Below are 23,636 nucleotides of genomic sequence, written 5' to 3'. Positions count from 1 at the left end.
GGCGGTCGGGCCGCCCGCGTGCCCGGGTGGCGGGGAAGCGAGATGGGAGCGATCCCACGACACGCCGAGAGAGCGCTTGCTCGGCGTGTTCGCGCCGCCGTAGGGTCGCGGACGGAGGGCCGAGGAACGGCCCCCGCCCGGTGCAGAGTCGCGCCGAGAGCATGTCCCGCACCGTGGCGAGACGCAGGCGGCACCGCCGCCGGACCTGGAGGAACGATGGACCTCGCACGTCACCGCTCCCTGACCCCGCCCCGCAACCTGGCCGGGCGCCGACCACGCGCCCGGCGGCGCCTCGCGGGTGCGCTCGTCGCCGCGCTCACGGCCGCCGCGGCGGCGCTCGCCGTCACCGTGCCCGCGACGTCGGCCGCCGCCGCACCCGGCGACCTCCTGTGGTCCGACGAGTTCGACGGCGCGGCGGGCTCGGCGCCGAACCCCGCCGTCTGGAACCACGAGACCGGCGCGCACGGGTGGGGCAACGCCGAGCTCCAGAACTACACGGCCTCGCGCGCCAACTCCGCGCTCGACGGCCAGGGCAACCTCGTCATCACCGCGCGCCGCGAGGGCGACGGGTCGTACACGTCGGCGCGCATGACGACCCAGGGGAAGTACCAGCCGCAGTACGGGCGCATCGAGGCGCGCATCCAGATCCCGCGCGGCCAGGGGATCTGGCCGGCGTTCTGGATGCTCGGCGGGAGCTTCCCCGGGACGCCGTGGCCGTCGTCGGGCGAGATCGACATCATGGAGAACGTCGGGTTCGAGCCGCACCGCGTGCACGGCACGGTGCACGGCCCGGGGTACTCCGGCGGCTCCGGCATCACGGGCATGTACCAGCACCCGCAGGGCTGGTCGTTCGCGGACACGTTCCACACGTTCGCGGTCGACTGGAAGCCGGGGGAGATCACGTGGTTCGTCGACGGCCAGCAGTTCCACCGCGTCACGCGCGCGAGCGTCGGCGCGAACGCCTGGGTGTTCGACCAGCCGTTCTTCCTCATCCTCAACGTCGCGGTCGGCGGGCAGTGGCCGGGCTACCCCGACGGCACGACCCAGCTCCCGCAGCAGATGAAGGTCGACTACGTGCGCGTCTACGACAACGGCTCGGGCTCGTCGAGCCCGGGGAACCCCGGCACCGGCCTGCCGACGGGGACCGGCGCGGTGCGCGCCGCGAACGGCATGTGCGTCGACGTCCCGTGGGCGGACCCGACCGACGGCAACCAGGTGCAGATCGTCACGTGCAGCGGCAACGCCGCGCAGACCTGGACGCGCGGCTCCGACGGGACCGTCCGCGCGCTCGGCAAGTGCCTCGACGTGCGCGACGGCGCGACGACGCGCGGCGCCGCCGTGCAGGTGTGGACGTGCAACGGGACCGGCGCGCAGAAGTGGGCGTACGACGCGGGGAGCAAGGCGCTGCGCAACCCGCAGTCCGGGCTCTGCCTCGACGCCACGGGGGGCGCGCCCCTGCACGACGGCCAGCGGCTGCAGACCTGGACGTGCAACGGCACGACCGCCCAGCAGTGGACGCTGTGACACCCGGCTGACCTGGTGACCGCGGCGACCGGCCGCGCGGGCGGGGCGCCCCGGGGTGCGTCACCCGCGCGCGGTCGCCGCGTCGTCGGGCGGGTCGACGCGCGGGCCCGGCTCGCCCTGCTCGCCCGGTCCGGATGGGCGGCCGCCCGGCTCACGCGGGCCGAGCCGGCTCGCGACCATCGGCAGCACGATCACCGACAGCACGCCCGCGCCGACGAGCGCCGCCCCGACCTGCGACGTCATGGCGCCCTGCTCGACGGCGATCTCCGTGAGCGCGACGAGCAGCGGCAGCGCGGTCGCCGCGTAGAGCGCGGTCTGGACGCGCTCGACCGACGGCAGCTCGCGCCGGAACCACAGGAGCACCGGCCCGCCCCGCACGACCACCATGAGTGCGAAGAACGTCAGCGGCAGCAGCGGGGAGGCGACGATGGAGTCGATGTCCAGGCCCATGCCGGAGCTGACGAAGAACACCGGCACGAACACGCCCCACGCGACCGCGTCGAGCTTCTTCTCCAGCGCCTCGACGTCGCCGGGCGCCCAGCGGCGCAGCACCATGCCGCCGACGAACGCGCCCAGCACCGCGTCGAACCCGAGCCCCGCGGCGAGCGCGAGCAGCACGACGAGCAGCAGCACCGTGAGGCGCAGCGTGCTCTGGCCGGTCCCGTGCTCCGCCGCGCTGAAGAGGCGGTCGCCGCCGAGGGCCTTGAGGCGCCCCAGCCGGCCCGGCAGCGCGGACAGCGCGACCGCGACGACCGCGAACAGGACGAGCAGGATCGCCGCGACCCCGCTCTCGCGCGTCCCGAGCAGCACGGCCATGGCGACGATCGGGCCGAGCTCGCCCACCGCCCCGACCACGAGCACCGCGCGGCCGAGCCGCGAGCCGAGCTGACCGCCGTCGCGCAGGATCGGGAGCACCACGCCGAGCGCCGTCGTCGTGAGCGCGATCGCCCCGGCCGCGACGGCGTGCGGCGAGTCGTGACGCACGACCACGAGGACGAGCACCGCCCCGACCACGAGCGACGTCAGCCACGCGGCTCCGGCCCGCCGACCGACGCGCTCGCGCAGGAGGCTCGGCTCGAGCTCGTACCCCGCCAGCAGGAAGAGGAAGCCCATGCCGAGGTCCGAGAGGAGCGTGACGTCGTCGGGCGTGGCGAGGTCGAGCGCGGACGGCCCGACGAGGATGCCGCCCAGCAGCAGCACGACGACCTGCGGGACGCGCGACCGCACGGGCATGAGGCCCGTGAGCAGGGGCGCCAGCAGGGCGACGACGAACACCGGCACGAGCGGGGCGTAGACGTTCACGGACGGCTCCCGGTGGTCGGCGGCGGCGAGCACCAGGATGGCGCAGCGGCCGAGGTCGCGCGCGGGAAGCGGCGGGCGCATCTTGACGGCGGTCGCGGCCCGGCCTAGCGTCGGCCGGGCCGCGTGACGCGCGGCACCTGGATCGGCAGACAGGACCACTGAGCCGGCGCACCGTGGCGCCGGAGCCGCGCCCCGGTGAGCGACGAGCCACCAGGAGGCACCATGACCAGCACCGACGCAGCGACCAGGACGTGGGTCCGCGACCCGCTCGGCGTGTTCACCGCCGACGACTCCCCGGGCGCCCCGGACGCGCGCGGCGGCCTCGTCGTCGAGGGCGGGGTGGTCGTCGAGCTCGTCGCGGCCGGCGCGCAGCCGTCCGCTCCCGTCGACGAGACGTTCGACGCGTCGCAGCACGTGCTCACGCCGGGCCTGATCAACACGCACCACCACTTCTACCAGACGCTCACGCGGGCCTGGGGGCCGGTCGCCGACGCCCCGCTCTTCCCCTGGCTGCAGCGCCTCTACCCGGTCTGGGCGCGCCTCACGCCGCGCGACCACGAGCTCGCGACGACCGTCGCCCTCGCGGAGCTCCTGCTCTCCGGCTGCACGACGGCGGCCGACCACCACTACGTCTTCCCCGCCGGTCTCGACGACGCGATCGACCTCCAGGTCGCCGCCGTCCGGCGGCTCGGGATGCGCGCGACCCTCACGCGCGGCTCCATGACGCTCGGCCAGGACGACGGCGGCCTGCCGCCGCAGTCGGTCGTCCAGGACCTCGACACGATCCTCGCGGACTCGCAGCGGCTCGTGGACACGTACCACGAGCGGGGCGCCGGGGCGCAGGTGCAGATCGCCTTCGCGCCCTGCTCGCCGTTCTCGGTGACGACCGACGCGATGCGCGAGAGCGCGGCGCTCGCGGAGGAGCTCGACGTCCGCCTGCACACGCACCTCGCCGAGACGGTCGACGAGGAGGACTTCTGCCGTGAGCGCTTCGGGATGCGCACGGTCGACTACCTGGAGTCCGTCGGCTGGCTCACGGACCGCGCCTGGCTCGGCCACGGCATCCACCTCGACGACGACGAGGTGCGCCGCCTCGGGGCGGCGGGGACCGGCGTCGCGCACTGCCCGACGTCGAACATGCGCCTTGCCTCCGGCATCGCCCGGGCCGTGGAGCTGGAGGACGCGGGCGCGCCCGTCGGGCTCGGGGTCGACGGCTCGGCGTCGAACGACGCCTCGACGATGATCCTCGAGGCGCGCCAGGCGCTCTACCTCCAGCGCCTCCGGTACGGCGCGGACATCCCCGTGACCCGCGCGCTCGGCTGGGGCACGCGTGGCTCGGCGCGCGTGCTGGGGCGGGACGACGTCGGCGTGCTCGCGGTCGGCAAGCAGGCCGACCTCGCGCTGTGGCGGCTCGACGAGCTGCGCTTCTCCGGCGCCCACGACCCGGTCGCCGCGCTCCTGCTGTGCGGCGCCGACCGCGCGGACCGCGTCATGGTGGGCGGCGCGTGGCGCGTCGTCGACGGCGCGATCCCCGGGCTCGACCTCGGCGCCCTGGCGGCGGAGCACTCGGCGGCGGCGCGCCGCCTCGTCGCGGGCTGAGCCGGCCCCGCCGGCCGCGGACGAGTTGTCGTCGGGGACTTGACACAGGTCACACTTGGCGTTCGAATAGTGGAAGTAGTTTTCCGCCAAGCGGAACGATAGCTGACGAGGAGGTCCGCTATGAACGCGCGAGCCACGAGGGCCACGGACGGCGCCGAACGGCGTCCGGTACGCCCTGAGGACGAGCGGCTGCCCATCGGGTCGACGTTCGGGTACGGGTTCCAGCACGTGCTCACGATGTACGGCGGCATCATCGCCCCGCCGCTCATCGTGGGGAGCGCCGCGGGCCTGACCGGCGCCGAGATCGGGATGCTCGTCGCAGCGTCCCTCTTCATCGGCGGCCTCGCGACGATCCTGCAGACGGTGGGCATCCCCTTCTTCGGGTCCCAGCTGCCGCTGGTCCAGGGCGTGTCCTTCGCGGGCGTGTCCACGATGGTCGCGATCGTCAACGGCGGGGGAGGGATCCCGGGCGTCCTGGGCGCGGTGCTCGTCGCCTCCGTGATCGGCCTGCTCATCACGCCGTTCTTCGCGCAGATCATCCGGTTCTTCCCGCCCGTGGTCACGGGCGTCGTCATCACGACGATCGGGCTCACGCTCATGCCCGTCGCGGCCAACTGGGCGATGGGCGGCAACGCGAGCGCGCCCGACTACGGCTCGGTGAGCAACATCGGCCTCGCCGCGCTGACGTTCGCGATCGTCATCCTGCTGTCCAAGGTCGGCAGCGGCACGATCTCGCGCCTGTCGATCCTCATCGCGATCGTCGTCGGGACGCTCATCGCCCTCGCGCTCGGCAAGGCCGACTTCTCCGGCGTGGGCGACGGCCCCGTCGCCGCGTTCCCGTCGTTCCTCGGCTTCGGGGCGCCGACGTTCGAGATCGCCGCGATCATCTCCATGCTCATCGTCATCCTCGTGACCCTCACCGAGACGACGGCCGACATCATCGCCGTCGGCGAGATCGTCGGCACCAAGGTGAACCGCAAGCGCATCGCCGACGGCCTCCGGGCCGACATGGCCTCGTCCATCGTGTCGCCGTTCTTCGGGTCCTTCACGCAGTCGGCATTCGCGCAGAACGTCGGTCTCGTGGCCATCACGGGCGTGAAGTCGCGGTTCGTCGTGGGGGCGGGCGGCGCGATCCTCGTGATCCTCGGCCTGCTGCCCGTCCTCGGCCGCGTCGTCGCCGCGGTGCCGACGCCGGTCCTCGGCGGTGCGGGCGTCGTCCTGTTCGGCTCGGTCGCGGCGTCGGGCATCCGCACGCTCGCCAAGGTCGACTACTCGCGCCCGATGAACCTCATCATCGTGGCGGCGTCGATCTCGTTCGGGATGATCCCCATCGCCAAGCCCGACTTCTACGACCAGTTCCCCACGTGGTTCGGGATCATCTTCCACTCGGGCATCAGCTCGGCCGCGGTCATGGCGATCCTGCTGAACCTGCTCTTCAACCACCTGAAGTTCGGCACGCCGCCGGACCCGTCCGTGTTCGCGGCCGGGGCGGAGCACGGCGCGAACGCCGTGGACGACGACGACCTGGAGGACCTCCAGGACGACGGCGTCCTCAACGGCTCGACGCGCCGACCGGTCGCCGTCGACGCCGCGGCGCCGACGCCCGACGCCCCGGCGCCGGACGGGGACGGACGACAGGCCGGCACCGCCGCCGGAGCGGGCGACCCGGCCACGCCCGGCGACGGCACCGCCGCGCCGCGCCAGCACGCCGTCGCCCCGCTCCCGCGGACCGCGACCCCGTAGCGCGGCACAGCGTCGTGCCCGACGCCGCCCCGCACCCCGAGCGTCCCTCACGCCGGGTGCGGGGCGTCGTCGCGCCCGGGCCGTGTAGCGTCGTGGGTCGGCGTCGAGCACGGCGTCCCGACCCCGACCGCAGGACCGCACCATGAGCACCCCCACGCCCGAACGCCCGGCACCGTCCGCGAGCGGGGCCCCGGCCGAGACCCGGCCGTCGACGACCGACCCGACCGGCGACCCGACCGTCGACCGCGGCGCCGACCCGAGCGCCGACCCTGGCGCCGACCACCTGGGCAGCGGGCTGCGCACGCGGCACCTGACGATGATGGGCCTCGGCTCCGCGATCGGCGCCGGGCTGTTCCTCGGCTCCGGCGTCGGGATCGCCACCGCCGGCCCGGCCGTGCTCGTGTCGTACGCGATCGCGGGCGTCGTCGTCATCCTCGTGATGCGGATGCTCGCCGAGATGGCGAGCGCGCGCCCCGCGAGCGGGTCGTTCTCCGTCTACGCGGAGGAGGCGCTCGGGCCGTGGGCCGGGTTCCTGCTCGGCTGGCTGTACTGGTTCATGCTCGTCATGGTGCTCGGCGCCGAGATCACCGGGGCCGCGCGCATCGTCACCGGCTGGTACCCCGACGTGCCGCAGTGGGGCGTCGCGCTCGCCGTGGTCGTCGTGTTCGCGGTGATCAACCTGTGGGGCGTGCGGCAGTTCGGCGAGCTCGAGTTCTGGTTCGCGTTCGTCAAGGTCGCGGCGATCGTCGGGTTCCTCGTCGTCGGCGTGCTGCTCGTGCTCGGCCTGCTGCCCGGGACGGAGCCCGTCGGCACGTCGAACCTGCTCGGCCAGGGCGGCTTCGCCCCGGAGGGGTGGGGCGGCATCGCGGCGGGGCTGCTCGTCGTCGTCTTCGCGTTCGGCGGCATCGAGATCGTCACGATCGCCGCCGCCGAGGCGCGCGAGCCGCGCACCGCCGTCGCGCGCGCGACGCGCAGCATCGTGTGGCGGATCCTCGTGTTCTACCTGGGCTCGGTCGCGATCATGGTGCTCGTGCTCCCGTGGGACTCGCCGCTGCTCGCCGAGAGCCCGTTCGTCGCGGTGCTCGACCTCGCCGGGCTGCCGGGCGCGGCGCGCGTCATGGAGGTCGTCGTCGTGGTCGCGCTGCTCTCGGCGTTCAACGCGAACGTGTACGGCACGTCGCGCATGGCCTACTCGCTGGCCGGGCGCGGCGACGGCCCGCGCGCGCTGCGGCGCGTGTCGCGGCGCGACGTCCCCTGGGTGTCGGTGCTGGTCTCCGTGTTCTTCGCGCTCGTCGCGGTCGGGCTGAACTGGCTCCTGCCGGAGGCGCTGCTGGGCATCCTGCTCAACGCCGTGGGCGCCGCGCTGCTCGTCGTGTGGGTCCTCGTCGCCGTCTCGCAGCTCCGGCTCCGCCGTCGGATCGAGGCGCAGGCCCGCGCGTCGGGCGAGCCGATGACGCTGCGCATGTGGGGCTTCCCGTGGCTCACGTGGGCGGTGCTCGGGGGTCTCGCCGCGCTCGCCGTCCTCATGCTGACCGACGCCGCCGCGCGCGCCCAGCTCGTGTCCACCGCCGGGCTCGTGGCCGTGATCCTCGCGGTGTACCTCGTCACCCGGCGGGGCCGGGTGCGGCGCGGTGCGGCGGTGGGAGCGCGCGCCGACGGGTGAGCCGTCGTCCACGGCGTGCACGGACGTGCGCCCCGGACGGTGCACAATGAACGGATGACCTATCGCGTCCTGAGGCTCATCCTGTCGCTGCTCGCCTACGTGCTGCTGCGGCCCCAGGTGACAGGACGCAACAACATCCCGCGCCACGGTGCGGTGATCCTCGCGAGCAACCACCTGTCGTTCATCGACTCGCTGCTCATCCCGATCGTCGCGCCGCGGCACGTGACGTTCCTCGCCAAGGCCGAGTACTTCACGGGCCGCGGGATCAAGGGCCGCCTGTCGCGGTGGTTCTTCACGACGATCGGCATGATCCCCGTCCAGCGCGACGACCCGCGCGCCGGGCAGCGCTCGCTCGAGGACGCGCTCGAGGTGCTCCAGCGCGGCGGCGCGTTCGGGATCTACCCCGAGGGCACGCGCTCGCGCGACGGCAAGCTGCACCCGGGCCGCACGGGCGTCGCGTGGCTCGCGCTCGCCGGGCACGCGCCCGTCGTCCCCGTCGCCGTGCGCGGCACGGACAAGGTCCAGCCGGTCGGCAAGCGGATCCCGCGCCTGCACCGCGTCGAGGTGCACTTCGGCAAGCCCATCGACCCGCAGCGCCAGATCACGGCCGGGACCAAGCCGGCGCAGGCGCGGCGCGAGCTCACGGACGAGGTCATGGCGTCGATCCACCGCATGAGCGGCCAAGACCTCGCGGCCTGACGGCGGTCACCCGCCGATCGAGCTCAGCCCGAACGCCGTCGCGAACCCGAGCACCGTGACGAGCCCGGTGACCGGTCCGCCGAACTCCGTCGCCTCGGGGATCATCGTGTCGACGAGCATGGTGAGCAGCGCCCCCGCGGCGAACGCCTGGGTGACCGCCACGACGGCGGGCGACGCGCTGTCGAGCGCGAGGTAGCCGACCCCGGCCGCGAGCGCCGAGACGAGCGTCGTCGACCCCCACAGCGCCCACAGCCGCGACGGCTTCGTGCCGGCCTTGAGCAGCCCCGCCGTCGCCGACATCGCCTCCGGCAGGTTGGACACGAAGACGGCGGCGAGCATCGCGACGCTCACCCCGCCGCCCCCGATGAGCGTCGCGCCGAGCACCACGGACTCGGGGATGCCGTCGAGCACGGTGCCGAGCGCGATCGCCGCGCCGCCGGTGCCGCCCGCGGCCTGGACCGACTCCTTCTGCACGCCCGTGGAGCGCTTGCGGCCCTCGCCGCCCATCCGGTCGATGATCCGGTCGCCGACGAAGAACGTCAGCGCCCCGCCCGCGAGGCCCGCGAGCAGGACGAGCCCGCTCGCGCGGGTCGACGCGTCCTCCACGAGGTCGTAGGCGACGGCGCTGATGAGCACGCCCGAGCCGAACGCCATGACGAGCCCGACGAGCCGCTGGCCCGGCGGGCGCCAGAAGACGAGCGCGGCCCCGAGGAGCAGCGACGACGCCCCGACGAGGCCCCACCAGAACCCGATCACGCTCCCATTGGACCAGCGGGCGTGCCGGGGCGCGCGGCGTCGCGCACGTCGCGGTTCCCCCGTCGAGGGGATGTGCCGCGCGGGCGGCGCGGTGAGACTGGGGGCCATGACGACCGACGCGCGCCCGCCGCGAGGGTGGGGACGGGTGCTCGCCCCGCTGCGCAGCACGGCCACCGTGCGCGCCGGGGTGCTCCTCGTGGTCGGCGGCGTCGTCGCCGGGGCGTACGTGGTGCTCGTCGCGGGGTTCGTGCAGATGTTCGCGTCCCTCCAGACGCCGCGCGTCGCGACGGTCGTCCTGGCGCTCGTGACGGCGGTCCTCGCGAGCACGCCCCCGTTCCTCGCGCCCGTGCGCACGCTCGAGATCGCGGCGGCGCGGACGTTCCTCGACGTCGACGTGCCGCTCCCCGCGGCCGGTGCCGCCCCGCCGGGCGCGGCGACGCGCTGGCGGGCCGCGGCCTGGTACGCGCTGCACCTGGCCCTCGGTGCCGCGGTCGTGGTGGTGGTGCTGTTCGGGGTCCCGGTCGCGACGCAGCTCGTGCTGTCCGCGACGGGCGTCGAGCCGGTGCTGCTCGCCGACTGGCGACCGTGGGAGGCGCTGCCCGCGTGGACGTGGCTGCTCACCGCGGTGCTCGTGCTGCTCGCCGTCCCGTACGTCGTGGTGCTCGCGCGCGCCGTGCTGCGCCAGGCGGCCCTGCCGCTGCTCGGCCCGGACCAGACGGAGCAGATCGCGGAGCTGGAGGCGGCCGCTGACCGTGCGGCGGAGCGGGGCCGGCTCGCGCGCGAGCTGCACGACTCGGTCGGCCACGCCCTGACCGTCACGACGCTCCAGGCGGCCGCGGCGGCACGCCTGCTGGACTCCGACCCGCCCGCGGCGCGCCGTGCGCTCGCCGCGATCGAGGAGACGGGCCGCAGCGCGATGGCGGACCTCGACCACGTGCTCGGCCTCCTGCGCGCGGACGTCCCGGGGGCGCCGCCCCGCGCCCCGGCCCGCACGCTCGCCGACCTCGACGCCCTGCTCGACGACGCGCGCGGCACGGGCGCCGACGTGCGGCTCGCGCGGGACGGCGCCGCGCTGCCTGACGTCCCGCGCGCCGTGTCGCAGGAGGCGTACCGGGTCGTGCAGGAGGCGCTGACCAACGCGCTGCGCCACGCGCCCGGCGAGCCCGTCGCCGTCGAGGTGGCGCCCGGTCCCGGTGACGCGCTGGTCGTCGAGGTGCGCAACCCGCTCGGGGCGGGCGCGCGGCGTCGGGCACCCGACGGCGCCGCGCGCGAGCACCGCGGCCTCGCGGGCATGCGCGAACGGGCCCACCTGCTGCGCGGGGAGGTCGCGGCCGGTCCCGCGCCCGACGGCGGCGCCTGGGTCGTGCGCGCGACGTTCCCGCGCGCGGGGTCGTCGCGATGAGCGCGGGCCCGGGCAGGAGCGGTCCCGTGACGGGGACGGTCCGCGTGGTGCTCGTCGACGACGAGCCGCTCGTGCGCGCGGGGCTGCGCGTCATCCTCGACGCGGAGCCGGACCTGGAGGTCGTCGGCGAGGCGGGGGACGGCGCGGAGGTGCCGGGCGTCGTCGCGCGGGCGCGGCCCGACGTCGTGCTCATGGACGTGCGGATGCCGCGCGTCGACGGGATCGCGGCGACGCGGGCGCTGCTCGCGCGCGACGGCGCACCACGCGTCCTCGTGCTCACGACCTTCGAGAACGACGACCACGTGCTCGACGCGCTCCGGGCCGGGGCGCACGGGTTCCTGCTCAAGCGCGCTCGCCCGGAGGAGGTCGCGCAGGCGGTGCGCGTCGTCGCGCGCGGCGAGTCGCTGCTCTTCCCCGACGCCGTGCGACGCCTCGCGACGGCGCACCCGCCCACGGGCGACGCGCTGCGCGGCGCGCGCCTGACCGAGCGGGAGGGGGAGGTGCTGCGGCTCGTCGCGCAGGGGCTGTCGAACGCGGAGATCGCGGCCGAGCTCTACCTCGGCGTCGAGACGGTGCGCACGCACGTGGGCAACGTCCTCGCCAAGCTGGGCGTGCGCGACCGCACGCAGGCCGTGGTGCGCGCCTACGAGTCGGGGTTCGTGCGGGCGGGCTGACGCGCGCGCCGACCGCCCCGGTGCGACGATCGCGCCATGGACCTCTCCGTGCTCACCCGCCCCGCCCCGCCCGTGCCGCCCGTCGCGACGGTCGCACGCGTCGCGCTGGGGCTCGCCCTGGTCGGGGCCGGGATCAGCCACCTCACGGTCGCGCGCGAGGAGTTCCAGGCGCAGGTCCCGTCCTGGTTCCCCGTGGACGACGACGTGACGGTGCTCGCGTCGGGCGCCGTCGAGATCGCGCTCGGCGGGTCGCTCGTCGTGCTGTCCCGGTGGCGCGTCGCCGTGGGGCTCGTCGCTGCCGCGTTCTTCGTGGTGATCTTCCCGGGGAACGTCGGGCAGTGGCTCGAGCACCAGGACGGGTTCGGCCTCGACACCGACGCCAAGCGGTTCGGGCGCCTGTTCTTCCAGCCCGTGCTCGTGGCGTGGGCGCTGTGGTCCACGGGCGCCCTCCGGGCGCTGCGTCGGGCGCCGCGCCCGCGCGACTGACCGGCTGCCGCGCCGGAGCGCGGTCATCCGCGCCGGAGCGTGGTCACCCGCGCGGGGGAGCGGGCTCGCCGTGCCGGGGGATCCGCCGCCGGGCGGGGTCCGGGAGCGTCGAGGCATGAGCACCTCGACACCGCACCCGCCCCTGTCCGACCGCACGCCGGCACCCGCGCCGTCGGGTCGCGACCGTGGACCGTCGACCCGCGGCCGGCCGCCCGCCCCTCCCGGGCGCGCGTCCCGAGGACGCTGGATCGCCCCCGCCGCGGCCGCGTGGTGGGCGCTCGGCGGCCTCGTCGCGCTCGTCGTCACGCTGACCGGCGGCACGCTCGCGGTCGGCGCCGCGAACGACCTGTCGTTCGGCGCCCTGAGCAGGGTCCCGGGCGCGACCCTCACGCCGTGGGTCGCGGTCCTCGCCCTCGTCGGCGCGGCCACCGCGCTGCGCGTGTGGCTCGGAGCCCGGCGCGGTCCCGTCGCCCGGACCGACCGCGCGGTGACCGTCGCGGCGACCGCGGTCGTCTCGGCCGGGGTGCTCGCCCTCACCGACGCGTCGATCCTCGCCCGGCTCGGGTACCTCCCGGTCACGCTCGTCATGGCGCCGTTCGACCCCGTGATCCGCGCCGCGTTCGAGGACTTCCTCGGCGCCGGGCCGCTCACGCAGCTCGCGCTCCTCGGCGGCGGCGCCCTGCTCGTCGCCTCGACGTGGCGGTTCGTGCGCCGCGGGGCCGGGGCGTGCGCGTCCTGCGGGCGCCGCCACGACGGGCACGACCCCGCGTGGACCACGCCCGCCGCCGCGGCGCGCTGGGGACGGATCGCCGCGCTCGTCGCCGCCGCGATCCCCACCTTCTACGCGGTGACGCGCATCGCCTGGGTGCTCGGCATCCCGCTCGGCTTCTCGCCCGACGACGTCGCGCAGCTCGCCGGGGACGACGGCTGGGTCGCGGCGCTCGGGCTGGGCGGCTTCGCGCTCGTCGGCGCGGTGCTCACGCTCGGCCTGTTCCAGCGCTGGGGCGAGGTCTTCCCGCGCTGGACGGTCGGGCTCGCGGGCCGCCGCGTGCCCGTCGCGCTCGCGGTCGTCCCCGCGACGGTCGTCGCGGTCGCGGTGCTCCCCGCGGGGTTCTCGCTCATCGTCCTCGGGTTCGGCGAGAGCCGGCTGGCCCTCACCGCGGACTCGTGGGGCGCCGTCGGGCCGACGCTCCTGTGGCCGGTCTGGTCGCTCGCGCTCGGCGCGGCGACCTACGCCTACTGGCTCCGCCGCCGTGGCACGTGCCGGGTGTGCGGGCGCGGGGGAGCCCGGGCCCGGCATTGACCTGGGGCGTGCACCAGGACCCAGAATCAGGGTCGGGTACCGATCGTGCAGAGAGAGGCTCCTCATGTCCGACACGCTCACACCGCAGGCGGCCGCCGCCCGAGCAGGTGTCAGCCTCGACACGCTCCGCTACTACGAGCGGGAGGGACTCATCGGGCCGATCGCCCGGACGGCCGGCGGGCACCGCGCCTACGACGGCGACGACCTGTTCTGGATCGGGCTGGTGACGTGCCTGCGGGACGCCGGGCTGGGGATCGCCGAGCTGCGCGAGTTCACCTCGCTCCTGCGCCGCGAGGGGAGCCCCGCCGACCGGGTCGCGTTCCTCCAGGGCCATCGGCGGGAGCTCCGCGAGCGCAGGGCGCGGATCGACCTCGCGCTCGGCGTGCTGGACGACAAGATCGCGTACTACCGCGAGCAGTCGGGAGAGAGCCCGGGCCCGAGCGTCGAAGGGGAGCCGGCCGAGCCGTCGAGCACCTGTTGACCTGGAGCGCGCTCCAGCATCGAGCATCGGGGCATGACCGCACAGATGAACGCTCCTCAGATCGTCCTCGGGACCATGGACCACGGCACGCGCGTGGAGCAGTCCACCGCGTTCCGGCTGCTCGACCGCTTCGTCGAGGCGGGCGGCCACTGGCTCGACACCGCGAACTGCTACGCCTTCTGGACCGACCCGAGCGGGCTGGGCGGCGCCAGCGAGCGCGTGCTCGGCGCCTGGCTGCGGGCGAACCCGGGGGTGCGCTCCGCCGTCGGGCTCGCCACCAAGGTCCGGCAGGACCCGCTGGTCGCGCACGCGTGGCCCGAGAGCGCGGAGGGCCTCTCCGCGTCCGCCGTCAGGGCGGGCCTCGACGGGAGCCTCGACCGCCTCGGCGTCGACCACGTCGACCTGCTGTGGGCGCACGCGGAGGACCGGACGGTCGACCTCGGCGAGACGGTCGCCGCCTTCGGGGAGGCCGTGGCCGAGGGTCGTGCGAGCCGCATCGGCGCGGCCAACCACGCGTCGTGGCGGGTGCAGCAGGCACGCGACCTCGCGCGTCGGCAGGGCGTGGCCGAGTGGTCGGCGCTGCAGCTCCGGCACTCCCTCGTGCAGCCCCGCCCGGGCACGACCGTCCCGGAGGCGGGCCACAAGCTCCTGACCCCGGACGACCTCGACCACGCCCGCACGGAAGGGCTCGACCTGTGGTGCTACACGCCCCTGATGATGGGCGGGTACACCCGTGCGGACCGCCCGTTCTCCGCGGGCTACGCCCACCCGGGGACCGAGCGGGTGCTCCGCGTGCTCGACGAGGTCGCCCGGGAGACCGGCGCGACGCCGAACCAGGTCGTCCTGGCCTGGCTCATGAGCCAGGGGATCTCGCCCATCGTCGGGGCGAGCAGGATCGAGCAGGTCGACGAGGCGATGGCCGCGCGCGACGTCACGCTGTCGCCGAGCCAGCTGGACCGCTTCGCCGACGCCCGCTGACCGCTCACGCTCGCTGACCGCCGCCGCAGACACCCCCGGTGCGGTGACGACCCCGAGCCTGCTCCCCGTCGAGCACGACCTTGTTGTCGGCATCGGCCTGGTGACGACAGCAAGGTCGTGCTCGACGGGGCTGCTGCGGCTCGGCGGGGCTACTGCGGCTCGACCGGGCCGTCCTGGCCGGCCACGAGGTCGCCGCAGCTCGTCTCCTGCGCCGTCGTGACGACCGGGTCGTCCGCGGCGGCGTCCTGGGCGACCGTCTCCTCCTCGCCGTTCGTCGCGACCTTCGCGCCCGTGTCGAGGTCGACGAAGGTGCGCGACACCGTGAAGGTGGAGCCGTCGTCGGGCACGGCGTCCAGGCCCGCGAGGCGGAGCGTGCCGTCGACCTCGGTGCAGCCGACACCCGTGCCGAAGCCCGTGAATCCCTTGTCGAACGTGTAGGGCTCGTCCTGCGCGTTCCGCGTCGGCGTCAGGGCGCAGTCGGCGGCCGAGAGCAGCAGGACCTCGCGGCCGGTGTCGACGAGCGCGATCGGCGCGGTCCCGTCCCCCGCCGCGACGAGCTGGACGATCGCGCTCGCCGGCTGCGGGCTCGCCGACTCGACAGGTGCGGAGAACGTGGCGCCCGACGCCGTCGTGATGCCGAACGTGCGGTCCGCGCCGCCGGTGAGCCACGCCGTGTCCGGGCGGCCGTCGCCGTCGACGTCGACGATCTCGTGCGTGCCCGCCCCGGCGGGGACGCCGTCGCCGGTCGCGGGGCACCCCTCGGCGGCGGGGGTCGAGGCGCCGTCGGTGGGCGACGCCGCGTCGGTGGGGGACGGGCTCGCGGGAGCGCTGGTCGACGGCGCGGGCGTCTCGACGGCGGGGCCCTCGTCGGTCGGGCGGTTGACCAGCCACACGACGAGCGCGATCACCAGCACCGCGACGACCGTGACGACGATCCACGGCCACGTGCGGCGCGTCGGCGCGGGCTCGGGGTCGGGCGTGGGGAACGGGCCTCCGGGCGTGGTCATGTCCTCAGGCAACCACTCCCGCCGGGGCGCGGCATCCGGAACCGCGGAGGACCGACGGCACCGGTCTCAGCGACGCAGGACCTGGGCGAGCGAGCGGGTGAGCGCGTCGCCGTCGGGCCCGTGCGCCGTCGGGACGCCCCCGACGTCGCCCGGCAGGCTGCCGGGCGCGGGCAGCGGCGAGCCGTGCGCGAGGACCTGCTGCGCGGGCGTCAGCTCGCGGATCGCGACGGCCGCGACGTGGCCCGGGTGGCGCCGTGCGGCGCGCGCGTAGATGTCGGGGTCGTGCTGGCCGTCGTCGCCGATCAGCAGCCAGTCGACGTCGGGCAGCTCGCGGAACAGCCGGTCGAGCGACGTGTCCTTGTGCTCCGGGCCGCTGCGGAACCAGCCCGTGTTGGTGGGCCCCCAGTCGGTGAGCAGCAGCGGGCCGGGCGGGAAGTCGTGGCGCTGGAGGAAGCGTCGCAGGTTGGCGGCGGTGTTCCACGCGCCCGTCGACACGTAGACGAACGGGGTGCCGGGCCGCGACGTCGCGATGCCGCGGTACAGCGCCGCCATGCCCGGCACCGGCACGCGGGCGCTCGAGTGCCGCACGAACGTGTTCCACGCCGCGATGAACGGGCGCGGGACGGCCGTCACCATCGCGGTGTCGTCGATGTCCGAGACGACGCCGAGCCGGCGCCCGTCGGCCACGACGAACACCCGGCCGGTCGCCGTCGCGCCCGCCGAGGTGCGGAACGAGACGTCGTGCCAGCCCGGCGCGAGGTCGACGTCGATCACTCGGTCGAGGTAGCCGCCGCGGTCGGACACGAGGTCGACCGTCGTGCTGCCCACCCGCACGCGGACCTCCTCGCGCGGCGCCGGGGCGGTGAAGAAGTACCGCCAGCCGCGGCGGTCCGCGGACTCGCGCTCGTGCAGCGCCGGGTCGAACGCGGGGCTCGCGAGCAGCACCCGGCCCAGCACGCGCACCCGGCGCGGGCTCCCGTAGCCGGCAAAGGGCTCGACGCGCGGGCGCCACCCGCGGGCCTTCTGGAAGCGGGAGACGACGGCGCGCCACCGGTCCTCGAGCCGCGCGGCCCGGTGGGGGCGCTGGCTCGGGGTGGGCTCGCTCGTGACGGTCGGTACGGGTGCGGTCTGTGGCATGGCTCGCGGCGCTGTCCTCGGTCGGGGGTGGCGGGTCAACCCTGTCACAGCCTGCCCACGAGCGCGGGGTGTCGCTCGGGGGCGTCGGTCGCCGACGAGCGCGTGCGGGCCCGACGGAGCGTGCCTAGCGTGGCCGCGTGAGCGACGAGACCTCCCGGAACCCCGCCGACCTGCCGGGCCGTCCCGTGCCCGACGGCGTGAGCGACGCGACCGTCGACGCGCTCGGTGCCCTGAGCGAGGCGCTCGAGACGACGGAACGCGCGCGCGGGCACCTCTACACGTTCCACCAGCTCACCGGGGAGGCGGACCTCGCGCTCGGCGAGGCGGTCGAGAAGCTGCGCGAGGCGGGGCACGCGGAGGTCGCGGACCGGATCGAGGCGGACCTCGTGGGACGCAACGTCGTCCCCGGCCGCTGGACGTTCCAGCTCGTCGAGGAGTACGACGACGGCTACTGGTCGGCGTTTCGCGAGCACGAGCGCGCCGCGCGCGACGAGCTCGCGGACGGCGCGCGGCACCTCTTCGAGGCCCGGATGAAGCAGGACCGGCGCACGGTGGGCCGTCCTGGCCACGAGGCCGGCCCCGACGACGTGCGGTGACGTCCTGCCGGTCGGCGCAGGACCGCGGGCCGCGCCACCGATGAGTCCGGGCGCGCTCGTCGGTCCCAGGGGGCAGGACCGACGAGAGGAACCTCGATGACCACGGCCGACCAGCCTGTCGCCCGACCCGCCGCCCCCGACGCACCGGAGGGGACGCTCGTCCCCGGGTTCAGCTCTCCCGGCGCGCGTCCCGTCCCGTGGGAGACGGTGCGCGACGTGCTCGAACGGGCCGAGATCTCGTGGATCTCGACCGTGCGCCCCGACGGGCGCCCGCACGTCACACCGCTCATGACGGTCGTCGCCGACGGCTCCCTCCACGTGACCACCGGGCCGGACGAGCGCAAGGCCCGCAACCTGGCCGAGAACGCGCGCGTCGTCCTCACGACCGGGACGAACGCCTACGAGGACGCGCTCGACGTCGTCGTCGAGGGCACCGCCGCGCGCGTCACCGAGGACGCGGCGCTCCGCCGCCTCGCCGAGCGGTGGCGCTGCAAGTACGGCGACGACTGGGCGTTCGACGTCGGGGACGGCGTGTTCCTCCACGACGGCGACCCGGCGCTCGTCTTCGCCGTGCGGCCCGAGGTCGTGTTCGCGTACGAGCGCACGTCCGAGCACGCGGCGATGCGGTGGCGGTTCGACGCGAGCGACGGCCAGGCGGTGCACGCCGTCAGTGGCGAGGATCCCGGATCGCCGCGGTGAAGAGCGGCCAGCCGGTGTCGTCGGCGGACACCGAGAAGACGTAGGGCCGGTCCACGCGGAAGGAGATGCTCTCCGCCACGCCAGACGCCGCGTCCTCGGCCACACCGATCTCGGTGACGGCCGCCGCGACGGTGCCCTCGGCGTCGACCTGGAGGAGCGCCTGCTGCCAAGCCTGCGAGACGTAGAGCTTGTCGTCGCTGATGCCGCGGAGGTTCGGCGGCGTGACCGAGTCGAGGAGCCCGCCCAGCCCGGCGGCGGAGAGCGCGGGCCGGAAGTCCAGCGGGTCGTCGGCGGGGACGTCGAGCGTCGGCAGGGTCAGCGCGACCGTCTGCCCGGGTGCCGCGGCCAGCGCTTCCCGCAGCGCGAGGAGCTGCTCCGGCGTGACGGACGCCGGATCGACTCCCTCGGGCGGCAGCACGACGTCGGCGTGGAACCCCTCGACGTACGGCAGCCGGACCGCGCGCCACCCGTCGTCCTCGGCGTACGCCCACGTCTCCGTGAGCCGCAGCGACTCCACGTCCACCGTGTCGCCGCCCCGGAGCGTGAAGGGCGAGGGCGCCGTGTCGCCCACGTCGAACGGTGCCTCCCACCGGGCGGCGAACAGGACCGCGTTCTGGAGCACGAGGCGCAGGTAGATGTCGGGCTCGATGGCGCTCTCCTCGATCAGCCCGCCGGTGTGGAACCGGACCCACTCGCTGAGCGGCACGATGCCCGACGACGTCCCGAGGTCCGTGTGCAGCACCCCGGCGCCGTACCCGGACGCGAGCGACTCGAGGTAGGGCTCGTGGACCTCGGCCTCGTCGTCGAGCACGATCTGGTTCGCGACGTGCACGAGCGGCTTCTCCGGCAGCTCGTCCGCCCGGACCTGCGCCGGGTCGCCGTCGTAGGCGTCGAGCGATGCGAGGAGGGCGTTGACCGCGTCCGTCCGCTCCTGGCCGGACGCGCCGAGCGCGTCGTCGAGGGCGAGCGCTATGTCGCCCCGCGCGCCCTCGGCCAGCATCGAGAGCGCGACCACGGCGCTCGCGGGCGACACCACCACGTTCCCCTCGGGCGGTGCCGCGGCGAGCATCGTCAGGCCGAGCCGCTCGGTCGCGTCGACCACGCGCGGCGTGGCACCGGCGTCGGCCACGCGCACGACGTCCCGCGCGGTGTCGGCGGTGGCGACGGGCAGGCCCGGGTCCGCCGGCGCGCCGCCCGCGCACGCCGTGAGCGCGGCCAGCGCTGCCGTCGTCGCCAGGGCGGTCAGCGTGCGCCGCGGCGGGCTCGGCTCCCGGTGCGGTCCTGCGGTCGTCGTCGTCATCGATCCCCCGGCCGTCGGGGGCGGCGCGCTCGCCGCCCTCTCTCCGACTGTGTCGGCGGGAGCGCGATCCTTGCGCAGCGGTACCGCTGCGGCTCTGACGTGCCCCGTCGCGGTCAGTCGACCGCGGGCCCGAAGCGCTCGGTCTTGATCCGCGCCGGGTCGTGGCCCAGCGCCACGAGCTGCCGTGCGACGGCCTCGACGAACCCCGTCGGCCCGCACACGAAGCACGCGGGCTCGATCTCGGGCGGCCAGCCCCACGCGGCGAGCTCGCGCCGCTCGAGGCGACCGGGCCCGCGCATCGAGCCGAGCGGGGTCGACCGGGTGTGGACGACGTGGACGTCGAGCCCGTCGTGCGCGGCGGCGAGGCGGTCGAGGTCGTCGACGTACAGCGCGTCCTCGGGGCGGCGCACCGAGTACACGAGCCGGAACGGCGTGCGGTCGCCGGCGTCGCGCCGGGTGCGGAGCATCGCCATGAGCGGGACGAGGCCCGAGCCGCCGGCCGCGAGCAGCACGGGCGTCCCGGCGTCGCGCTCCGGCGACCAGACGAACCACCCGCCGACCGGCCCGCGCAGCTCGATCGCGTTGCCCACCGCGAACACGTCGGTGAGGTAGGTCGAGACCTCGCCGCCGGGGACCCGCTGGACGGTGACCTCGACGCGCGCGGGGGCGCCGCCGTCGGGCACCGTGCCGTCCCGCGGGACGGCGGGCGGACCGCCCGGGGAGGGGTCGTCGTCGGGCAGGGGGGTGCGCGTCGCGGCGCTGCCGATCGAGTAGCTGCGCTCGGCGGTGTAGCCGTCGGGCGCGGTGAGGCGCAGGTCGACGTGCTGGCCGGCGAGGTGGCCGGGCCACGCGGGGACCTCGAGGACGAGCGTCCGCGCGGACGGGCTCTCGGCCCACGCGTCGACGAGCGTCGCGACCTGCCAGCGCGACGGCGTCGCGTACCGCGCGCCGAGGCGGACGGGCGCCTCAGTCACCCTGGTACCTCTGCTCGCGCCACGGGTCGCCGAGGTCGTGGTAGCCGAGCCGCTCCCAGAAGCCCTGGCGGTCCATGGGCATGAGGGTGATGCTGTTGACCCACTTCGCCGACTTCCAGAAGTACAGGTGCGGCACGAGGAGCCGCGCGGGGCCGCCGTGCACGGGGTGCAGCGGGGCGCCGTCGAACGTGTGCACGACCCACGCCTTGCCGCCGAGCAGCTCGGCGACCGGGAGGTTCGTCGTGTAGCCGCCGTAGCAGCCGACCATCGCGAAGTCGGCCGTGGACTCGACCTCGCCGAGGAGCGTGTCGAGCGAGACGCCGCGCCAGGACGTGCCGAACTTCGACCAGCGGGTGACGCAGTGGATGTCGACGGTCGGCTCGTCCTGGGGGAGCGCCAGGAGCTCGGCCCACGACCAGGAGCGGGTCGCGCCGGTCTCGGTGGTGACGTCGAAGCGCCAGGTCGCGGTGTCGACGCGCGGTGTGGGCCCTGCCGAGAGCACGGGGAACCCGGTCTCGACGTACTGGCCCGGCGGGAGCGCCACGCCCTGCGGGCGTGGCCGGCCCTGGAAGCCGGGGGTGAGGGTGCTCATGGCTCACGGTAGGCGCGGCCCGCCAGGCCGCGCCAGGGGTCAGGCGTCCGCGTCGCCTGGCGGCGGTGCGGCGACGAGTCGCACGACGGCGTCGCGCAGCCACGCGCGGTACCGCTCGCGCGACCAGCCCGCACCGGCCGCGAAGTGCGTCCAGCCCTCCGGCGCGAGGAGGTAGGACAGGGTCTCGGCGGCCTCGTCCCGCGGCGCGCGCAGCCGGAACCCGTGGTCCGCGAGCACGTCGACGCTCGCGCGCAGGTCCGCGCGACGGCGGTCGAGGAGCGCCGCGAGCTCGACGGCGACGGCCTCGTCGGAGCGGGCCGCCGACGTGAACGCCGACCACAGGGCCGCGACGCGTTCGTTCGCCGCCGCCACGAGCGCGACGAGCCCGTCGAGGAAGGCCTCGGGGTCGGTGGTCCCGGCGACGGCGCGGCCCTCGGGCCGAGCGGCGAGCGACTCCTGACCCTCGGACCCCGCGAACGTCACCTCGAAGGCCGCGAGGAGCAGGGCGCGCTTGGGCCCGTGCGCCTTGACGGTCTCGAGCGACACGCCCGCCCGCTCGGCGACGCGCGCGAGGGTCGTGCGCTCGTAGCCGCGCTCGGCGAGCTCCTCGGCCGCCGCGCGCACGACGCGCTCGCGGGTGCGCGCGGCCTGCTCGGCGCGGAGGTCGGACGTGTAGGCGCGGGGGACCACTATTGACTACCCCTCTAGGGTGATGAATACTCCTAACGGTTACCGATCTTCTCACACGCCGCCTCCCCCTCGGCGTCCTCGCGCGGACGGCCCGGTCCCCGCGCCCTTCCCGTCCGACCGGCGCGTCCCGCGCCGCCCGAGAGAGGCACACCGATGGCCACCGTCCTGCTCTGCTCCACCCCCGTGCACGCTCACGTCACCCCGCTGCTCGCGGTCACGCGCGCGCTCGTCGCGCACGGCCACGAGGTCCGGTTTCTCACCGGCGCACGCTTCGCCGCGGCCGTGGAGGCGGCCGGCGCCGAGCACGTGCCGCTGCCCGCCGCCGCCGACTTCGACGACCGCGACCTCGCGGCCGCCTTCCCGGGCCGCGCGGGCCGCACCGGTCTCGACGCGATCCGGCACGACATGCTCGAGATCTTCGTCCGGCCGGGCGCCGCGCAGCACCGCGCCGTCGTCGACGCCCTCTCCGCGCGCCCGGCCGACGTCGTGCTCGTCGAGCCCCTGTTCCTCGGCGCGATGGCGCTCGTCGCCACCCCGGCCGACCGGCGCCCTCCCGTGCTCGCGCTGGGCATCTTCCCGCTCGGGCTGAAGAGCGACCTCACCGCACCGTTCGGCCTCGGCGTGCTGCCCGCGCGCGGGCCGCTCGGGGTGCTGCGCAACCGAGCGCTGCACCGGTTCGTCGAGGGGGTCGCGTTCGCCGCGCCGCAGCGCGCCGCGCAGGAGATGGTGCGCGCGACCGGCGCCACCCCCAGCGACACCTTCTTCCTGGGCTGGCCCGCCGACGCGGACGCCGTCGTGCAGCTCACCGTCCCCGAGCTCGAGTACCCGCGGCCCGACGTCGTCACGCCCGTCCGGTTCGTCGGCCCGCCGCGACCCGCCGCCGCGCACGGCGACCTCCCCGCCTGGTGGGACGACCTCGGCACGCGCCGCCCCGTCGTCCACGTCACGCAGGGCACGGTCGCGAACGAGGACCCGCACCAGCTCCTCGTCCCGACCCTGCGCGCGCTCGCGGACGAGGACGTGCTCGTCGTCGCCGCCACCGGCGGGCGGCCCGTCGAGACGCTCGGCACGCTGCCCGCCAACGCGCGCGCCGCCGAGTACCTCCCGTACGACGCGCTGCTCCCGCGCACGTCGGTCCTCGTGACGAACGGCGGCTACGGCGGCGTGCACCACGCGCTGCGGCACGGCGTGCCCGTCGTCGTCGCCGGGAAGACGGAGGACAAGGCGGAGGTCGCGGCCCGCGTCGCGTGGACCGGGACGGGCGTACGGCTGCGGACCAGCACGCCGCGACCCGCCCAGATACGACGCGCGGTGCGCCGCCTGCTCGACGACCCCGCGTACACCCGGGCCGCCGCGCGCCTCGGCGAGCGCATCGCCGTCGCGCCGGGGGAGGACGGCGTCGTCGCGGTCGTGGAGGAGGTCGTCGCCCGGCGCGCCGCACCCCGTGCCGCACGCTGACGGGGGAGGAGGATCGGGGGATGCCCAGCGACCTGCTCATGCGCATCCACGGTCCCGAGTTCCGCGCCATGTCCGAGCGTGTGCTGGAGGCGACCGCGCTCACCTCGCGGCTCAACGTGCTCCCGTTCGACGACGAGGACGGCAAGGCGCGGCTCCTCGAGCAGATCCTCGGGCGACCGCTGCCCCCGCGCACGACGATCTACCCGCCGTTCTTCACCGACCACGGTCTGCACCTCGACCTCGGTGAGCGGGTCTTCGTCAACCAGAACTGCACGTTCCTCGACTACGCCGGCATCCGGCTCGCCGACGGTGTGCTGGTCGCGCCGCGGGTCACGTTCATCACCGTCGGGCACCCCGTCGACACCGACGACCGCAAGGTCTGGCTCACCGGCGGCCCGATCGACGTCCACGAGAACGTGTGGATCGGCGCGGGCGCGACCATCCTGCCCGGCGTGGCCATCGGTCGCGACGCCGTCGTCGCCGCGGGCGCCGTCGTCACCGACGACGTCCCGCCGCGCAGCCTCGTGACCGGGCCGCGGGCGGACGTCCGCCGCACCTGGTGAGGGGCCGCCG

The 23,636-nt window shown here is 75.6% G+C and carries 23 protein-coding genes; 15 read left to right on the top strand and 8 right to left on the bottom strand.

The genetic code is table 11. From position 1 onward, the window contains the following. Positions 1-216: 216 nt before the first annotated feature. Positions 217-1,524: a glycoside hydrolase family 16 protein gene (locus HKK73_RS18105; protein WP_171468569.1), complete on the top strand. Its 1,308-nt coding sequence runs from the start codon at positions 217-219 to the stop codon at positions 1,522-1,524. A 60-nt stretch (positions 1,525-1,584) separates the two neighbouring features. Here the strand turns inward: HKK73_RS18105 and HKK73_RS18100 are convergent, their stop codons facing one another. Beyond that, positions 1,585-2,907: a cation:proton antiporter gene (locus tag HKK73_RS18100; RefSeq protein WP_171468568.1), complete on the bottom strand. Its 1,323-nt coding sequence runs from the start codon at positions 2,905-2,907 to the stop codon at positions 1,585-1,587. A 141-nt stretch (positions 2,908-3,048) separates the two neighbouring features. On the opposite strand from HKK73_RS18100, the gene HKK73_RS18095 reads away from it, so the two are divergent. The 4 genes from HKK73_RS18095 (at position 3,049) to HKK73_RS18080 (ending at position 8,530) form a co-directional block, all read left to right on the top strand. Then, positions 3,049-4,425 carry an 8-oxoguanine deaminase gene (locus tag HKK73_RS18095; protein WP_171468567.1) on the top strand — a complete coding sequence of 459 codons (1,377 nt, stop codon included), beginning with the start codon at positions 3,049-3,051 and terminating at the stop codon, positions 4,423-4,425. 120 nt (positions 4,426-4,545) lie between these two features. Then, complete coding sequence (locus HKK73_RS18090; RefSeq protein WP_253705704.1) at positions 4,546-6,168, top strand: nucleobase:cation symporter-2 family protein; 1,623 nt, start codon at positions 4,546-4,548, stop codon at positions 6,166-6,168. 142 nt (positions 6,169-6,310) lie between these two features. After that, a complete protein-coding gene (locus tag HKK73_RS18085) occupies positions 6,311-7,831 on the top strand; it encodes an amino acid permease (protein ID WP_114553767.1) in 1,521 nt (506 codons plus the stop codon). Between the two features lie 54 nt (positions 7,832-7,885). Beyond that, the gene (locus tag HKK73_RS18080) at positions 7,886-8,530 is read left to right on the top strand and encodes a 1-acyl-sn-glycerol-3-phosphate acyltransferase (RefSeq protein ID WP_061268954.1); all 645 of its coding nucleotides are present in this window, start codon (positions 7,886-7,888) and stop codon (positions 8,528-8,530) included. Positions 8,531-8,536: 6 nt separating this feature from the next. Here the strand turns inward: HKK73_RS18080 and HKK73_RS18075 are convergent, their stop codons facing one another. Continuing rightward, positions 8,537-9,286 (bottom strand): ZIP family metal transporter, encoded by a 750-nt coding sequence (locus HKK73_RS18075; protein ID WP_171468566.1) that lies wholly within the window; start codon positions 9,284-9,286, stop codon positions 8,537-8,539. Between the two features lie 106 nt (positions 9,287-9,392). On the opposite strand from HKK73_RS18075, the gene HKK73_RS18070 reads away from it, so the two are divergent. From HKK73_RS18070 to HKK73_RS18045, 6 genes are all read left to right on the top strand, one after another. After that, entirely contained in the window at positions 9,393-10,688 is a 1,296-nt protein-coding gene (locus tag HKK73_RS18070) for a sensor histidine kinase (protein ID WP_144722978.1), read from the top strand. A gap of 26 nt (positions 10,689-10,714) precedes the next feature. Beyond that, positions 10,715-11,362: a response regulator transcription factor gene (locus tag HKK73_RS18065; RefSeq protein WP_232322673.1), complete on the top strand. Its 648-nt coding sequence runs from the start codon at positions 10,715-10,717 to the stop codon at positions 11,360-11,362. A gap of 36 nt (positions 11,363-11,398) precedes the next feature. After that, on the top strand, positions 11,399-11,848 hold the full coding sequence (locus HKK73_RS18060) for a MauE/DoxX family redox-associated membrane protein (RefSeq protein ID WP_085387053.1): 450 nt from the start codon (positions 11,399-11,401) through the stop codon (positions 11,846-11,848). A gap of 115 nt (positions 11,849-11,963) precedes the next feature. Beyond that, positions 11,964-13,151, top strand: a complete 1,188-nt coding sequence (locus HKK73_RS18055; RefSeq protein ID WP_216608016.1) for a hypothetical protein — start codon at positions 11,964-11,966, stop codon at positions 13,149-13,151. A gap of 64 nt (positions 13,152-13,215) precedes the next feature. Beyond that, a complete protein-coding gene (locus HKK73_RS18050; RefSeq protein ID WP_171468565.1) occupies positions 13,216-13,632 on the top strand; it encodes a MerR family transcriptional regulator in 417 nt (138 codons plus the stop codon). A 33-nt stretch (positions 13,633-13,665) separates the two neighbouring features. Beyond that, positions 13,666-14,610 (top strand): aldo/keto reductase, encoded by a 945-nt coding sequence (locus HKK73_RS18045; RefSeq protein WP_216608015.1) that lies wholly within the window; start codon positions 13,666-13,668, stop codon positions 14,608-14,610. Between the two features lie 149 nt (positions 14,611-14,759). On the opposite strand, the gene HKK73_RS18040 is transcribed toward HKK73_RS18045, so the two are convergent. Both HKK73_RS18040 and HKK73_RS18035 read right to left on the bottom strand, forming a co-directional pair. Next, the gene (locus tag HKK73_RS18040) at positions 14,760-15,617 is read right to left on the bottom strand and encodes a hypothetical protein (protein ID WP_171468564.1); all 858 of its coding nucleotides are present in this window, start codon (positions 15,615-15,617) and stop codon (positions 14,760-14,762) included. Positions 15,618-15,683: 66 nt separating this feature from the next. Then, on the bottom strand, positions 15,684-16,754 hold the full coding sequence (locus HKK73_RS18035) for an App1 family protein (protein ID WP_171468563.1): 1,071 nt from the start codon (positions 16,752-16,754) through the stop codon (positions 15,684-15,686). A gap of 137 nt (positions 16,755-16,891) precedes the next feature. On the opposite strand from HKK73_RS18035, the gene HKK73_RS18030 reads away from it, so the two are divergent. Both HKK73_RS18030 and HKK73_RS18025 read left to right on the top strand, forming a co-directional pair. Continuing rightward, entirely contained in the window at positions 16,892-17,350 is a 459-nt protein-coding gene (locus tag HKK73_RS18030; RefSeq protein WP_253705703.1) for a hypothetical protein, read from the top strand. Between the two features lie 96 nt (positions 17,351-17,446). After that, entirely contained in the window at positions 17,447-18,049 is a 603-nt protein-coding gene (locus HKK73_RS18025; protein WP_171468562.1) for a pyridoxamine 5'-phosphate oxidase family protein, read from the top strand. Here HKK73_RS18025 and HKK73_RS18020 read toward each other — a convergent pair. From HKK73_RS18020 to HKK73_RS18005, 4 genes are all read right to left on the bottom strand, one after another. Then, a complete protein-coding gene (locus HKK73_RS18020) occupies positions 18,018-19,349 on the bottom strand; it encodes a serpin family protein (RefSeq protein WP_114553086.1) in 1,332 nt (443 codons plus the stop codon). The genes HKK73_RS18025 and HKK73_RS18020 overlap by 32 nt on opposite strands. Before the next feature lie 113 nt (positions 19,350-19,462). Continuing rightward, positions 19,463-20,323: a ferredoxin reductase gene (locus tag HKK73_RS18015; protein ID WP_171468561.1), complete on the bottom strand. Its 861-nt coding sequence runs from the start codon at positions 20,321-20,323 to the stop codon at positions 19,463-19,465. After that, complete coding sequence (locus HKK73_RS18010; RefSeq protein WP_034654951.1) at positions 20,316-20,915, bottom strand: sulfite oxidase-like oxidoreductase; 600 nt, start codon at positions 20,913-20,915, stop codon at positions 20,316-20,318. Before HKK73_RS18010 ends, HKK73_RS18015 begins: the two co-directional genes overlap by 8 nt. 39 nt (positions 20,916-20,954) lie before the next feature. Next, positions 20,955-21,605, bottom strand: coding sequence for a TetR/AcrR family transcriptional regulator (locus tag HKK73_RS18005; protein ID WP_232322674.1), 651 nt, complete (start codon positions 21,603-21,605; stop codon positions 20,955-20,957). Between the two features lie 153 nt (positions 21,606-21,758). On the opposite strand from HKK73_RS18005, the gene HKK73_RS18000 reads away from it, so the two are divergent. Then, on the top strand, positions 21,759-23,063 hold the full coding sequence (locus HKK73_RS18000; RefSeq protein ID WP_171468560.1) for a glycosyltransferase: 1,305 nt from the start codon (positions 21,759-21,761) through the stop codon (positions 23,061-23,063). 20 nt (positions 23,064-23,083) lie between these two features. Next, positions 23,084-23,626 carry a DapH/DapD/GlmU-related protein gene (locus HKK73_RS17995; RefSeq protein WP_171468559.1) on the top strand — a complete coding sequence of 181 codons (543 nt, stop codon included), beginning with the start codon at positions 23,084-23,086 and terminating at the stop codon, positions 23,624-23,626. The last annotated feature ends 10 nt before the right edge of the window (positions 23,627-23,636 follow it).

It is taken from the genome of Cellulosimicrobium sp. 72-3, assembly GCF_013127315.1.
In the GTDB taxonomy this organism is placed as follows: Bacteria; Actinomycetota; Actinomycetes; order Actinomycetales; family Cellulomonadaceae; genus Cellulosimicrobium; species Cellulosimicrobium funkei.
The sequence above is the reverse complement of the archived record's forward strand: the minus strand, read 5'-3'. Positions and strand labels throughout refer to the sequence as shown.